We start from the raw sequence: 12970 nt of genomic DNA, 5'->3' as shown, positions 1-12970 counted from the left end.
TTATAATTCTAAATTAATTTTTCTAGCTTTTCTGATAATACTTTAAAACTATACTCTTTTGCTGCTTTTTTTGCATTTTTTGAATATAATTGATATTCTTCTAAAGGCATATTATAAAATTGTATGACCGCTTCTGCTAATTGTTCTGCTTCTGCTTTATCCACTACAATTCCACATTTGTACTTCTTTATTAAATCGTAACTGAATTCACAGTCTGATAAAGTTGGTTTTCCGCTAGCAAAGTATTCAAACATTTTATTCAAACTAGCACCATATTTCTTTAAATTGTTTTGTTCAAAATGCAAAATATTCAAATTAGATTTACTTAAAACGTAAGGTATTTTTTTCTTTTCTACAAAACCTTTAAATTTAACATTTTTTATATTATGAATCTCGCAGTAATGTTCTAAAGTCTTTCTATCGTTACCGTCTCCATATATTAAAAATTCAATTGAGCTGTTGTAATCTCGCTGTATAAAAAAAGCAGCATCAACTATGCTTTTTATATTATTAGCAAGTCTAATAGAACCTGTATATATCACTTTAAATGTTTGATCATTATTTAAATCTATATCTTCTATAGAGTGATTTTTTTTATTGTATTCAAAAACTCTAAGTCTACTCCATTGTTAATATGATAAACATTATCAACATCTATTGGTCCATTGTTCTCTTTATTCCATTTTTTATCTATTATATAATCTTTTCCTCCTTCCATAGTGAATATTATTTTATCAGAATTTTTATACATCCACTTCTCACCCATATACAGAAATTTCAAAAGAGGATTTTTATAGTCTATAATATCGTATGCTACAAAACTCTCTGGCCATAGATCTCTTACTTCACAAATAGATGGAACTTTGAACTTTTTGGCTATTTTTTGACCTGCTATAACTGTTAAAGGGTGGGCACTTGAAGCAATGATTACATCAGGCTCTCCTTTTTCTTTCGCATAATAGCTAGTAACTTTAAATAAATTTTTATAAAAATCAATCATATTTTTTAATCGAAGTACTTTACTTTTATTATAATTAGTTGTTTTGACAAATATAAATGGTATTTCAGACTCTAGTACTTCTTTGTAATATGTATTTCCCTCTTTTATTATATTAATCCCGGAATAATGTAAATGAGATGATGAAAATATTGTAAAAGTAAACTTCTCAGAGTCGAAATTTTTTGCAAAATCAAATGGTCTTGTTAATCCACCCATTGATGGCGGAGTAGCGTAATGGTGAAATATCCATACCTTTTTCTTAGTTTGCATTTAATTAACCTCATTCCCTAGTCAGTTTCGGTATTTTTAATTGAAGTAACAAAATTAAATTCATTATATTTTCTTTCAAGTGAAGATATGTTCTTTTTATAAATCAAGTTACCAAAAAGCTTATTAGTAAGATTAAAGTTCATTTTATCGATTCCAAAATTAAATAATTTTGTCAATAACATTTTTTCATTACGACTTTCAGCTATTTGATTTACTATATTAGAAGTACATACATATTCTTCATTCTGAGGATGGAACGTTCCTGTCTCTTTATTATCAATAAGCAATCTAACAAATTCACTTAAGTTGTCTATATAAATCATACTTCTTTGATTTTCTACTTTGGGAAAGATAGGCGTAATTTTAGCTAATTTGGATAAGCTTTGATAATTCCCTTTACAGCCTTTTCCGTAAATCATCGGCGGTCGAATAACGGCTACTTTAAAATCTTTATCTTCTAAAGGCTGAATTAACTGTTCTGCTTCCAGCTTTGATTTCCCGTAATGGCTTTTCGGATTGGGTTTTGTAGTTTCATCAATCACTCCTGTATCCATGCCATATACACTCATGGAGCTTAAGAAGATAAACTGTCCTACCTTCTCTGCTATTGCTTTCTTTGCGACGTTATAAGCTATGTCCCGATTTACAAGGTAATACGCGCCGGCGTTTCTATCTGTTTCTTTTTGATGCGCAATTCCTGCCGCATGAAAAACAACATCATACTTAGAAAAATCTTCATTCTTCCACTGCTCGCCTCTAACACTTATGGCTTCTACTTTATAATCATCCGGATATTTCGCGAGCCATTCTTTCAGGCTGTTTCCTATATAGCTGTTGGACCCTGTTATGAGAATATTCTTCATTTTGTCAGGCTCTCCTTACTCGTGTTTTCTTCTTCCGATACTTTCACTTTGCCTTCGACAACACCGTCACTTTTTAATACGCTGTTAATCGTCCCCAGAAAACAGCGAATGTCCATGAAAGGCCCCATTTTCTTCACATATTCGCCGTCCAGGCCGGCTTTAATATCAATCGGCAACTCATCGCGTCCGTTGATCTGTGCCCAGCCGGTCAGTCCCGGCGGTACATCGTTGGCACCGTATTTATCCCGCTCTTCAATTAGGTCATACTGATTCCAGAGCGCCGGGCGGGGACCGATGATACTCATGTCGCCTTTGAGGATGTTAATGATCTGCGGGAGTTCGTCCAGGCTTGTTTTACGGAGAAATTTCCCGCTCTTCGTAATGAACGCTTCCGGGTCCTGGAGCATATGGGTTGGCATGTCTTTAGGGGTGTCTGAACGCATCGTTCTGAATTTGAGTATGTAGAAGTGCTCTTTGTGGAGGCCGACCCGCTTTTGTTTAAAAAACACAGGTCCTTTGGAATCTTTCTTAATCATAACGGCAAGCAGTACTATATATGGCCACAGCACGGCCAGCGCACAGAAAGAGAGGCTGACATCAATCAGCCTTTTTATTTTAACGTACATCGGGGTATCCCACTCCTTGGTGATTTTATGTAAGTATTTTTACCTTCTATCATACTTCTATTATTTTCCTTTTATTGTATCTAAACACCAAGCTATTGTCCCATTTACTTCCTATTTATTCAAGACGTATATGAAAATAGGCTGGACTTTTTCACGCAGAGACAACCCGGTCAGGATAGAACGAACTGTTCTCCTGTCCAGGCTGCGTCTTTTTATTAAATCAGGCCGAATCTTCTGCGCTTCTTCCTGCCGACGTGTTCCGGCTTATCAACAAGAACCGTTTCGTTTTCAATCACGGCTCCGGCGTTAGCTTTAAACGTATCTACCGCACTGCGGCCGAATTCTTCTTCTATCATATCATATGCTTCTTTAAGCACGAATGGATTGTTTTGGATGTGGCTCGCACTTGTCGCAATGAAGTGGACCAGGTTTGCCTGCAGTAATGAAAAGCAGAACTGCTGGACGACTTTCCCATGTTCACCTGTAACGGACCCTGCATTCAGCTGAATGAGCGCTCCCTTGGTCGCAAGCGTGTACAGCTGTTCCGGATCGCTGATAAACTCCACGACTTTCTCCGGATTGGCAATGATTGGACGAAATCCCTTCACCTGCAGGTCATAGAACACATTTTTACTAAGCAGCGGTACGGAATGCTCCGGAAATTCCAAAAGCACATAGCGGCTATCGCATAACGGAATAGCGTTGCTTTCCGACAGTTCCGCCATCGTGTCTCCGTTTAGACGGATTTCATGGCCGGCTTTAACGTCCACGTGAATATTCTCCTGCTTCAGGCGCCGGTTCAGCTCTTTCACCTGCTGTTTAATTTCGTCGCCAGTATGGTAGCTTCTTCCGTCGTTGTGGTGAGGGGTCGCTATGATTGTATGAATACCTGACGCTTCTGCCTGCTGAATCAGTGCCACACTCTCTTCGATCGTCTCCGGTCCATTATCCAGCCCGGCCAGTACGTGTGTGTGAATATCAATCATGCGTATGACCCCCTCTAAAGTATAGTATAGATGTGCTATGTCATGATGATCGTGTCCGATTACGTTCTGTATCTATGTTTTATAATATGCATGAAAAATGCTTACTATTCACTATAGTCTACTTTTTACCTATTTTGAAGTGTCTCTTGCACTATCCAGTAACTTTTTATCACGAATACCAGTTACTTAATACCTTCTTTTTTTTCACAAATATAATAGAATATTCAGAAATGAAGTGCCCTATGTCCCGATGGATAAGGATTATTGGATAAGAAAAACCGCCTTTTAAAAAGGCGGTGGAACTCTTATTTCGAAAACCATTTCCTTACGGCATTCAGTCTACTTTCTTTATAAGGCGGGTACATGACCGAAGGAGAAAACGAGCTTTTGTTTTTCAGTATGCTCTTATAGTGGGTAAACGTATCAAAGCTTGCTTTGCCGTGGTAGGCACCGATGCCGGAGTTTCCTACGCCCCCGAACGGGAGGTTAGGATTCGCCAGGTGCAGAATCGTATCGTTTACGCTGCCGCCGCCAAAGGAGAGCGTGTGTAGAATATGCTCCTCTACGGTCGGATTGTTCGTAAACAAATACAGCGCAAGCGGCTTATCGAAGGAGCGGACAATATTCACCGCGTCATGAAGGTTGCGGTATGTGATGATCGGCAAAATCGGACCGAACACTTCCTCCTGCATGACCGCGTCATCCATTGTTACGCCGGTCATGAGCGTCGGCTCGATATATAGATCCGTTTGATCGCTGCGTCCGCCGTACACGACCTTCTCTGGATCCAGCAGCTTCTCGAGGCGCTGCCAGTGCTTGTCATTAACGACACGTCCCAGGTCCGGGCTTGCCTGCGGGTTCTCTCCATAGAAATCGCGGATCTTCGATTTAAGACGGGCAACGAGCGCGGTCTGCATCTCTTCGGAGACGAGAACGTAGTCCGGCGCGATACACGTCTGACCGTTGTTCATGCATTTGCCCCAGATAATTTTCTCGGCTGCTTTATTTAAGTCCGCGTCTTCATCGACAATGGCCGGACTCTTGCCGCCGAGCTCAAGTGTTACCGGCGTGAGATTTTTTGCAGCGGCTTCCATGATAATTTTGCCGACCGGGGTGCTTCCGGTAAAGAACATATAGTCAAACGGCGCGTGGATCAGCGCAGAGGTCGTCTCTTTCTCGCCTTCCACCACGGTAATGTACGCCGGGTCGAAATATTCGGCGATCATCTTTCTAACAACTTCGGCTACGTGCGGCGTAAACTCAGACGGCTTCAGCACGGCAGTGTTGCCGGCGGCCATCGCGCCGAGAAGAGGCTCGATCAGCAGCTGAAATGGATAGTTAAACGGACCAATCACGAGTACGGTACCGTACGGCTCCGGATAGATCATGCTTTTCGAGCCGGTCTGCATAATCGTCCCCTTTACCTTTTTTGGCTCCGCCCATTTTGGCATTTTCTTCTTCATGTCTTTTAAGCTCATCAACAGCACGCCGATTTCGGTCAGGTATGCCTCAAATGCAGGCTTGCCAAGATCTGCTTTCATTGCCTCAATGATCTGGTCCTCATAGGCGTGGATCGCCTGTTCGAGACGATTAAGCTGCTTCAGGCGGAACGCGGTGCTTTTCGTTTCCCCTGTGTAAAAGTAAGCCTGCTGCGCATCCAGAATCGCCTGAACATCGTTTGTTTCCATGGTCTGCATAAATGGCATTCTCCTTTTTTCCTGTTTTTGTATCAGTACCCGAATGAGCCCTCTGTTAAGCGTCGGGACGGCGTTTAAGACACATGATTCCGGCTATTACATAAAGCACGGAGGCAATGATTGATCCGCCTAATGTAGCGAGCAGAAGCCCAGCAGCCATACCGATGAGCCAGTAACCGGATTTTTTTGCACCGGAACCGAGCATGGTAAGCACCATCACTGCCAGCAGTATGGCGACAATGTTGGCGGCAAGCGCCACTATCATCTGCGGGCCAAACGTAAGCTCCTCCGGAAGGTCTGCCTCCACCTCCGCCAGCATCCATTGAAAGCCTAAGGAAAGCACGGCCAGTCCGTGCAGAACTATAGCTATAATAATAAGCGTGCGTTCTATCGTTCGTTTCATGAGCTCCCTCCCCTATTTCCCCCTGTACTATACTGGACGAATAGGGCACCCGGCAAGAGAGCGCTTTCTAAAATAACGCGCTATATAATAGAAGAAACTAGTTTGGAAATATGTAGACTCCTCTTTTTATAACAAAAGGAATAATTATCCAGACTAGAATTCCGATCATTTTTGTCGATATAATTAAATAAGATTTATTTGACGTATAGGATATGGGGCGAAGCATATGACAATGGAATGGGTGTATTCTACAGGAACAGGAATGATGCAGCAGGTGCTGACGCGACCATGGCTGTCTCTTGCAGTTGTACTCTTCCTGACTGCTTTAATCATTACCATGACCATCCTGCTCAGCCGGGAATGGTTTCAGGAACGCCATAAAAAATGGCTGGTGTCGTTTCACGATCTGTACGAACAGTCACTGGACTGGACGTCGGATGCGGCCGCAGTACTTAATCGAAATGGTACGATTATTACGTGGAACCGGGCTGCGGAAGCGCTTTTTGGATATTCTAAAGAAGAAGCGCTTCATCAGAATGCCGCTTTAATTGTCCCCGGGAACCGGCGCGTTATTTCGAATGCTTTAACAGCATTTAAACAGGAGACGCTGCTTCCTCTGCAGGCCAGGCACAAGGACGGCCGCCTGATTGATATACTCATTTCCCTTCAGCCGCGGGAGCATTTCTATACCGTTATCCTCCGGCAGGATCACACGGCATCGATTTCCACAACAGTAGTCCAGCCGGAAGATAAAGATGCCCTTACCGGTCTGCCCAATCGAACCGCACTTCTTACTTACCTTGAAAAGCAGACAGCTGCCGGCTTCTCTTTTTCTGTTTCTTATCTATCGATCGATTCGTTTCCCCGCCTTACCGCAGCGCTCGGGCAGAAACCGTCCGAAACGCTTCTTGTTGATATGATGAACCGCCTTCTGACCGTCATCCCAGCCGGCGGCTTTCTTGCACGCTGGAACGACTGTGATTTTATTTTGGTTCTGCCGGAACAGGATACGAATCTATCCAGCATTTGGGACCAGCTGCGACGAAAGCTGCAGCAGCCTTTTTCGCTGCAGGGCCTGCAGCTCTTCGCGCCCCTTTCTATCGGGGTCTGTTTCTCCCCGGCGGATGGCGAAAGCACGGGAACGCTTCTACAGCATGCCTATGTAGCAAAGCGCCAGGCACAGCGGATAAAAGACACATCCGTATCCTATTTCGACGCAACGATGATGAGTCAGATTGAACGGTTATTTAAATTGGAGGCCGACCTGCCTCTCGCTATGAAGAAAAAGGAACTGGAAATCCATTATCAGCCGCAGATCAATCTGACAGATCGGAAAATTGTCAGTGCGGAGGCTCTTCTCCGCTGGAATCATCCCACACTTGGACCGGTATCACCGATCGAGTTCATCCCTATTGCAGAAGAATCAGAAGCCATTGTGCCGATTGGCTGGTGGGTGATTGAGGAAGTTCTCCGGCAGTTCAATGAACTCAAGCAAGCAGGAACGCCTCTCCAGCTGATTGCAGTGAACGTTTCGCTTGTTCAGCTGAAGCATACGGATTTCCCGGATCATCTCAAAGCTCTTCTGCATCAGTATCAAGTGGATGCAGGCTGCCTTGAGCTTGAGCTCACCGAATCCGTTATGCAGGAAAGCCACCGCCTTGCCGGTGTGCTGAAGAAGCTGCAGAAAATCGGTGTCACTATTGCCCTTGATGATTTCGGCACCGGCTATTCCTCTTTAAGCCGGCTGTACTCTCTGCCGCTTGACCGCCTGAAAATCGATAAGTCATTTATTGATGATATTGCCGTCAGCCCTTCTGCCCTTAACATCGTTAATACGATTATTTACCTGGCCGACCAGACGGGCCTTGAGGTGCTCGCAGAGGGAGTCGAAACGCTCGAGCAGGTACACATACTTAAAGAGCTCAACTGCACGTATTACCAGGGTTATTATTTCTCCCGCCCTTTACCCGCTGATGCACTCAAAGATGCTGTCCAGCATTATCAGATGCCGGACGAGGTGCCGGCAGTGTACAGATAATCGAACAACACAAAAGCCGCTCCCTTGGGAACGGCTTTTTGCGTTTGTGATTCCATTTTAATAAACTATCAGACGGCGACTCCGACAGCTGTTACTCCTGAAATCTTCCTCTCTGGCGGAGAAGCTCACGGTCAAGGTCTTTGTTTTCTTCAAACGCGGCGCGTCCATGCAGCCAGAACAGGTTGTTCACCATCACCAGATGGCCGACCGGCAGGTTCAGCTCGGTTACGCTTTTATCCGCTTCAAGGGAAGCAGACATGTCGCGCAGATATTGGGCTTCTGCGATCGAAGCCGGATTGGCAAACTGATCAATAAAGCAGATGCACGGCTCGCCGTTATGCAGGAAGAACGTCTTGCGGTTAATTTCCTCGCTCACGTTTTTGCTGGCTGGTGATTTGTAGAGAATCTCTTTTTGAGCGAACGGGTGATTCGCGTAATGATCCAGCTCTGCCCAGTCGTCGAGGTGAAGCAGACGGGATTCGCCGCCGACGGCATTTTCTTCATGCATCTTCATCATCAGCAGCCAGTCGGTCTGATCTCCGACAAACGTGCCGTCCGTATGCATGGTAAACAGGCGGTAGGCTTGACGCAGATAGGAGTCACTCGCATCGGTATGCTTCACGGTGAAGCGGGCATAGTATTTACCGGACATCGCATCGAAGTTGCACTCTCCGACCAGATGCGTGAGCGCTGTCGAGAACAGTACAAACTCATCCGTATTCTTACGTTCTTCGTTCAATCCGATTGTAAATCCACCCGTTCTGCGATCCATCAGAATCGACTGCACCGTTTTCGTGAACGCTTCGCCGAGCACTTCCTGCAGAGCATTGGCAGCGATGAAACGCATGTAAGGTACGTATTCGAGCTCCTGCACTTCCACCTGCTTCACTTTATCAAAGAACGCATCCAGGGCTTCTTCTTTAATATCAATATGATACATCCGGTCATTCTGGGGATGCTTCTTAATACTCAGGTGCTTCGTTTCCTGTGAAAAATCGACAACGTTCTTTTCGGTAATACTCATTATAAATTCCTCCTTTAAATTGGGTGATACAAGCCTGACATGTTCCAAAACACACAAAAAGCCAGCCGGTGCACACGTAAAGAAGCTCATGTGAACGGCTGGCTCTAACAGGCGGACCGGCTCTTCCCTTAAAGGAGGAGTCCACGCCTTATTAAACAGCATTATTGGTTTTCATCGTGCACTTACGATTTGCAGAGGATTGCTCCGAAGCAAGGTAAGCGTTACCAATAATATATATGATATTTGGTTTTCTGTCAACTCGGTGTCGTTGATCGTTACTTGGCTTCTCTTTTCTGAAACTCATTGAACTGGGTATATAAATCTTTTAACGCAGCGATAATCGCATTTTTGGCTTTGCCCGAATAGCTGTACTGAATGGCTTTAATCGGCTCTTCGATCCCGTTCTTTAAGCTGTAGCCCCGGAACAGCTGGTTAATAAACGCTCTTCCGTGCTCGGTGGCAAGCGTGCAGGAGCACTGCAGAATCACGCCGTACTGCCTGTCAATTTCAGCGGTAACGGTCAGCGTCTGGAACATGCTCTGGGCGGCCATTCCCTCCGGAAGTCTGGAGTGTCCTGCGATAAAGATAATGTTTTGTCCGTTCATATGTTTCATCCTTCCAGCTGTTATTTAGGCTGGCTGTGCCAGTCTAAGGTGTTCTTTTTTATCGTATGTCTATTCCAGCGGCAGGGCAATGTATTTTTTCAAAAATCGAGCTCTTTCGTTATTTTGGATCCAATACAAACAAATTATAACAAAGTTCATTCATGCAAAACAGAAAAAATACTTTATTTATCAATATTATACTTACTAATTGGATTATTTTGTGATATTATACAATCATATATTGGATCCTATTTACAGATTTTTTAGAGAAAGAAGAGGAAGCTATGGAACGAACTGACATGAAAAATGCGAACAAGACGAGTGAAGATCTGGTAACCGAAACACTTCGTGCTGCAATTCTGGACGGGGAATTTCAGCGCGGCGACCGGATCGTTCAGGAAGACTGGGCCAACCGTCTGCAGGTAAGCCGGATGCCGATCCGCGAAGCATTAAAGCGTCTCGAGTTTGAAGGGCTCGTCAAAAACGAACCCCGGCGCGGTGCGATCGTGTATCCTATCTCCATTAACGACATTGAAGAGATTTACGCTCTGCGCTCGATGAATGAGAGCCTGGCGGTGGAAAAAGCCCTTCCTTATCTGACAGATGAGGACTTCGATGCTATGGAGGATATTCTTACGGAAATGGAGGACATGGCTTTAACAAAAGAGTCGTTTGATCATTATTCTTCCCTCAACCAGCTGTTTCACAAGAAGCTGATGGAGAAATGCCCGTGGAAGCGGGTGCTGCACAACACGGAAATACTGCGGAATCACTACCTGGCCATCAAAAGTCCGATGATTTTGACCCGCTACACCGACAAAGCAAAGATGGAACACCGCCAGATTCTGGCCGCCGCCCGTTCCGGTGAAGTTACGCTTCTCAAAAAAATAGTAGAGTACCATATTGAACGAAATAAGAATGACCTTATTGCCAACATCCAGCTGTAAATCAGGAAGGAGCCGATCATATTGGAAACCGTACAGGTCCGCTATACCGAGCAGCAGCTCCAGCCATTTCTGCAGCAGCTGTTCACTTCTGCCGGGGTTGAGGCAGAATCTGCATCCCTCGTATCCCGTCATTTGGTTACCGCACAGATGCGGGGCGTTACGTCCCATGGTGTGATTCGCACCGGCATTTATATTAAGCGCTTACTTGAGGGCGTCGTCGAGAAAAAAGCCGGATTTACGATAGAAAGGGAAACACCCGTGAGCGCCACCGTGAACGGAGAAAACGGCTTAGGCATTCCTATTGCCTCTGCAAGCATTGAACTTGCCGTACAAAAAGCGAAGCAGTCCGGCGTCGGCATGGTAGCTGTCACAAACTCCAATCACTGCGGGATGCTGGCAGATTATACGAACTACGCCGCCGATCAGGGCTCTATTGCTCTTGCCTTTACAAACTCCCCTTCCGCCGTTGCGCCGTGGGGCGGGCTGGAGAAATATTTCGGCACCAATCCATTTTCCTATGCCGTCCCCCGTAAAGACAAACCGAACATTGTCTTTGATATGGCCACAAGCGCAGTAGCCAAGGGCAAAATTATCGCTGCCAAAAACAACGGCGAATCCATCCCGCTCGGCTGGGCGATCGCAAAAGACGGAGAACCGACTACGGATCCTTCCGAAGCGCTGGACGGACTGCTGCTTCCGGTTGGAGGCCCGAAAGGATACGGCATCGCGTTTCTTGTGGAGATGCTCTCTACGGCGCTGAGCGGTGCTGCCACCGGCCCGCATATGGGCGACCTGTACCATGATTTTGAGAAAAAACAGAACAACGGCCACTTCTTTCTGGCGTTCCGTCCCGACCTTTTTGAGGATATGGACGTGTTCCACGCCCGCATGGACCAGCTCGCTTCCGAAGTCCAGAACGTTTCCACTCAGGAAGGCATTGAGCGCGTGCTTCTCCCCGGCGAACTCGAGTACGCCAAGCTGCAGAGACATAGAGCAGAAGGCGTTGAGCTTTCTCCCGCTCTCGCTGACGAGCTGAAAGAACTGGCACTAGAACTTGGTGTCGAACCACTTGATTAAATCCAGGAGGTGAATGAAAAGCAGCGTCCGATCCGAAATCCCTATTTTTTTACTTAAAAATGATAGCGCTATCAAAAAGGAGAGAACAAATGAAAATAACAAAAGTCGTGACACAATGGGTACAAATTCCACTCGAACGTCCGGTAGGCTTTTCCATCAAAACGCTGACGCACCGCGACCACCTGCTCGTCCGCGTTCATTCCGATGCCGGCGTGGAGGGAATCGGTTTCTGCCTGCAGGATGTAAGCGGAAAAGCCGCCAAAGCCGCGGTTGATGAGCTGCTGGCACCAATGATTATCGGCGAGGATCCCCGTGATATCGCTAAAATCTGGGAAAAGCTGTACTGGCAGACGGTGCGCGCCGGACGACGGGGCAGCCTCATGCATGCCCTGTCAGCTGTAGACATTGCGCTCTGGGATCACCAGGCCAAGCTTGCCGGCATGCCGCTGTACAAGCTGCTTGGGGCCTACCGCGAAGAAGTGCCGTGCTATGCTTCCGGCGGCTACTACTACGATGGGCTTGAGGTCTTCTCTAAGCTCGAAGAGGAAGTCCGCGGCTACGTGAAGCAGGGATTTAAAGCGATGAAAATGAAAGTCGGCCGTCTCTCCTCTGAGGAAGAAGCCGAACGGGTGAAGGTCGTCCGTAACATTATCGGTCCGGACGTAAAGCTGATGATTGACGCCAACGCCTCGTTTCTTGATGTGAATGAATGCCTGAGCTTCTGCCGCAAGGTGGAGCAGTACGACATTGCTTTCTTTGAAGAACCGCTTCCGATCGATATGATGGAAGGCTTTGCCCGCTTAAAGCGCCAGACCTCAATTCCGCTCGCCTCCGGCGAAGTCGGCGCCACCCGCTGGGAGTTCCAGGAGTTCATGCGCCGCGGGACGCTTGATTATGTACAGCCGGATGCCACCCAGTGCGGCGGCGTATCGGAATGGCTGAAAATTGCAGCTCTCGCCGGCGCACAGGGCGCATCGATTGCGCCCCACTATCACTGGGATATTCACATTCATCTCGCCTGCGCAACTAGAGAAGTAACGATTCTCGAGAAGTTTATCGGCACGAACGTGAAAAACTTCGACCTCATTATTAACAACCCGAGAGAAGTGACGCCGCACGGCACGCTCGTACCGCCGGAAGGCGACGGCCTTGGCATCGAATGGAACGAAGAAGCGATCCGTGAATATCTCGTGGATGAAGCAACGATCGAGCACGCCATGAGCACCAGCGTCTAAGCTCAGCTGTCCGGGGCTGTTCTCAATATTCGCTTCGGGCAGGCGCTTTCTGTGGGCGCCGCCTCAGCTCCCAGGGGAAATCACCCTGTGATCTTCAACTGACGCTATTCCCACTAGAGTCGCTGCCCTGCGCTCCAATCACATCATCTTGTTTTACTTTTATAAAAGCAATAAATAACCTCGTCTGTTTTGTACAAAA

General features: G+C 46.3%; 13 protein-coding genes. 4 read left to right on the top strand and 9 right to left on the bottom strand.

The features are described 5' to 3' along the window. Positions 1-8: 8 nt before the first annotated feature. The 7 genes from MMY81_RS19375 to MMY81_RS19345 form a co-directional block, all read right to left on the bottom strand. On the bottom strand, positions 9-542 hold the full coding sequence (locus tag MMY81_RS19375; protein WP_252314138.1) for a glycosyltransferase: 534 nt from the start codon (positions 540-542) through the stop codon (positions 9-11). A gap of 35 nt (positions 543-577) precedes the next feature. Next, entirely contained in the window at positions 578-1270 is a 693-nt protein-coding gene (locus MMY81_RS19370) for a glycosyltransferase (RefSeq protein ID WP_252314137.1), read from the bottom strand. 17 nt (positions 1271-1287) lie between these two features. Continuing rightward, on the bottom strand, positions 1288-2133 hold the full coding sequence (locus tag MMY81_RS19365) for an NAD-dependent epimerase/dehydratase family protein (protein ID WP_252314136.1): 846 nt from the start codon (positions 2131-2133) through the stop codon (positions 1288-1290). Continuing rightward, complete coding sequence (locus MMY81_RS19360) at positions 2130-2759, bottom strand: sugar transferase (protein ID WP_252314135.1); 630 nt, start codon at positions 2757-2759, stop codon at positions 2130-2132. Before MMY81_RS19360 ends, MMY81_RS19365 begins: the two co-directional genes overlap by 4 nt. 215 nt (positions 2760-2974) lie before the next feature. Continuing rightward, the gene (locus MMY81_RS19355) at positions 2975-3745 is read right to left on the bottom strand and encodes a tyrosine-protein phosphatase (RefSeq protein WP_252314134.1); all 771 of its coding nucleotides are present in this window, start codon (positions 3743-3745) and stop codon (positions 2975-2977) included. A gap of 305 nt (positions 3746-4050) precedes the next feature. After that, positions 4051-5442 carry an aldehyde dehydrogenase gene (locus tag MMY81_RS19350; RefSeq protein ID WP_252314133.1) on the bottom strand — a complete coding sequence of 464 codons (1392 nt, stop codon included), beginning with the start codon at positions 5440-5442 and terminating at the stop codon, positions 4051-4053. Between the two features lie 55 nt (positions 5443-5497). Continuing rightward, complete coding sequence (locus tag MMY81_RS19345) at positions 5498-5845, bottom strand: hypothetical protein (protein WP_252314132.1); 348 nt, start codon at positions 5843-5845, stop codon at positions 5498-5500. A gap of 226 nt (positions 5846-6071) precedes the next feature. Here MMY81_RS19345 and MMY81_RS19340 point away from each other — a divergent pair, with 226 nt between their 5' ends. Further along, positions 6072-7883, top strand: coding sequence for a putative bifunctional diguanylate cyclase/phosphodiesterase (locus MMY81_RS19340; protein ID WP_252314131.1), 1812 nt, complete (start codon positions 6072-6074; stop codon positions 7881-7883). A gap of 91 nt (positions 7884-7974) precedes the next feature. Here MMY81_RS19340 and glaH read toward each other — a convergent pair whose 3' ends face one another. Both glaH and MMY81_RS19330 read right to left on the bottom strand, forming a co-directional pair. Continuing rightward, positions 7975-8910 (bottom strand): glutarate dioxygenase GlaH, encoded by a 936-nt coding sequence (gene glaH, locus MMY81_RS19335; RefSeq protein ID WP_252314196.1) that lies wholly within the window; start codon positions 8908-8910, stop codon positions 7975-7977. A gap of 272 nt (positions 8911-9182) precedes the next feature. Beyond that, positions 9183-9512, bottom strand: coding sequence for a DUF3870 domain-containing protein (locus tag MMY81_RS19330; protein ID WP_252314130.1), 330 nt, complete (start codon positions 9510-9512; stop codon positions 9183-9185). A gap of 284 nt (positions 9513-9796) precedes the next feature. Here MMY81_RS19330 and MMY81_RS19325 point away from each other — a divergent pair, with 284 nt between their 5' ends. The 3 genes from MMY81_RS19325 to MMY81_RS19315 all read left to right on the top strand — a co-directional run bounded on the left by MMY81_RS19325 (position 9797) and on the right by MMY81_RS19315 (position 12771). Continuing rightward, the gene (locus tag MMY81_RS19325; protein ID WP_252314129.1) at positions 9797-10459 is read left to right on the top strand and encodes a GntR family transcriptional regulator; all 663 of its coding nucleotides are present in this window, start codon (positions 9797-9799) and stop codon (positions 10457-10459) included. 21 nt (positions 10460-10480) lie between these two features. After that, positions 10481-11536, top strand: a complete 1056-nt coding sequence (locus tag MMY81_RS19320; RefSeq protein ID WP_252314128.1) for an Ldh family oxidoreductase — start codon at positions 10481-10483, stop codon at positions 11534-11536. Positions 11537-11625: 89 nt separating this feature from the next. After that, positions 11626-12771: a mandelate racemase/muconate lactonizing enzyme family protein gene (locus MMY81_RS19315; protein ID WP_252314127.1), complete on the top strand. Its 1146-nt coding sequence runs from the start codon at positions 11626-11628 to the stop codon at positions 12769-12771. Positions 12772-12970 lie beyond the last annotated feature (199 nt).

This window comes from Sinobaca sp. H24, assembly GCF_023845525.1.
This window is presented reverse-complemented; position numbering and strand designations above follow the sequence as displayed.

Excerpts from the sequence above, each read along its gene's own strand:
- MMY81_RS19350 (WP_252314133.1), bottom strand. The coding sequence starts at position 5,442 with ATGCAGACCATGGAAACAAACGATGTTCAGGCGATTCTGGATGCGCAG.
- MMY81_RS19340 (WP_252314131.1), top strand. The coding sequence starts at position 6,072 with ATGACAATGGAATGGGTGTATTCTACAGGAACAGGAATGATGCAGCAG.
- MMY81_RS19365 (WP_252314136.1), bottom strand. The coding sequence starts at position 2,133 with ATGAAGAATATTCTCATAACAGGGTCCAACAGCTATATAGGAAACAGC.
- MMY81_RS19330 (WP_252314130.1), bottom strand. The coding sequence starts at position 9,512 with ATGAACGGACAAAACATTATCTTTATCGCAGGACACTCCAGACTTCCG.
- MMY81_RS19315 (WP_252314127.1), top strand. The coding sequence starts at position 11,626 with ATGAAAATAACAAAAGTCGTGACACAATGGGTACAAATTCCACTCGAA.
- MMY81_RS19355 (WP_252314134.1), bottom strand. The coding sequence starts at position 3,745 with ATGATTGATATTCACACACACGTACTGGCCGGGCTGGATAATGGACCG.
- MMY81_RS19345 (WP_252314132.1), bottom strand. The coding sequence starts at position 5,845 with ATGAAACGAACGATAGAACGCACGCTTATTATTATAGCTATAGTTCTG.
- MMY81_RS19325 (WP_252314129.1), top strand. The coding sequence starts at position 9,797 with ATGGAACGAACTGACATGAAAAATGCGAACAAGACGAGTGAAGATCTG.
- MMY81_RS19370 (WP_252314137.1), bottom strand. The coding sequence starts at position 1,270 with ATGCAAACTAAGAAAAAGGTATGGATATTTCACCATTACGCTACTCCG.
- MMY81_RS19360 (WP_252314135.1), bottom strand. The coding sequence starts at position 2,759 with ATGTACGTTAAAATAAAAAGGCTGATTGATGTCAGCCTCTCTTTCTGT.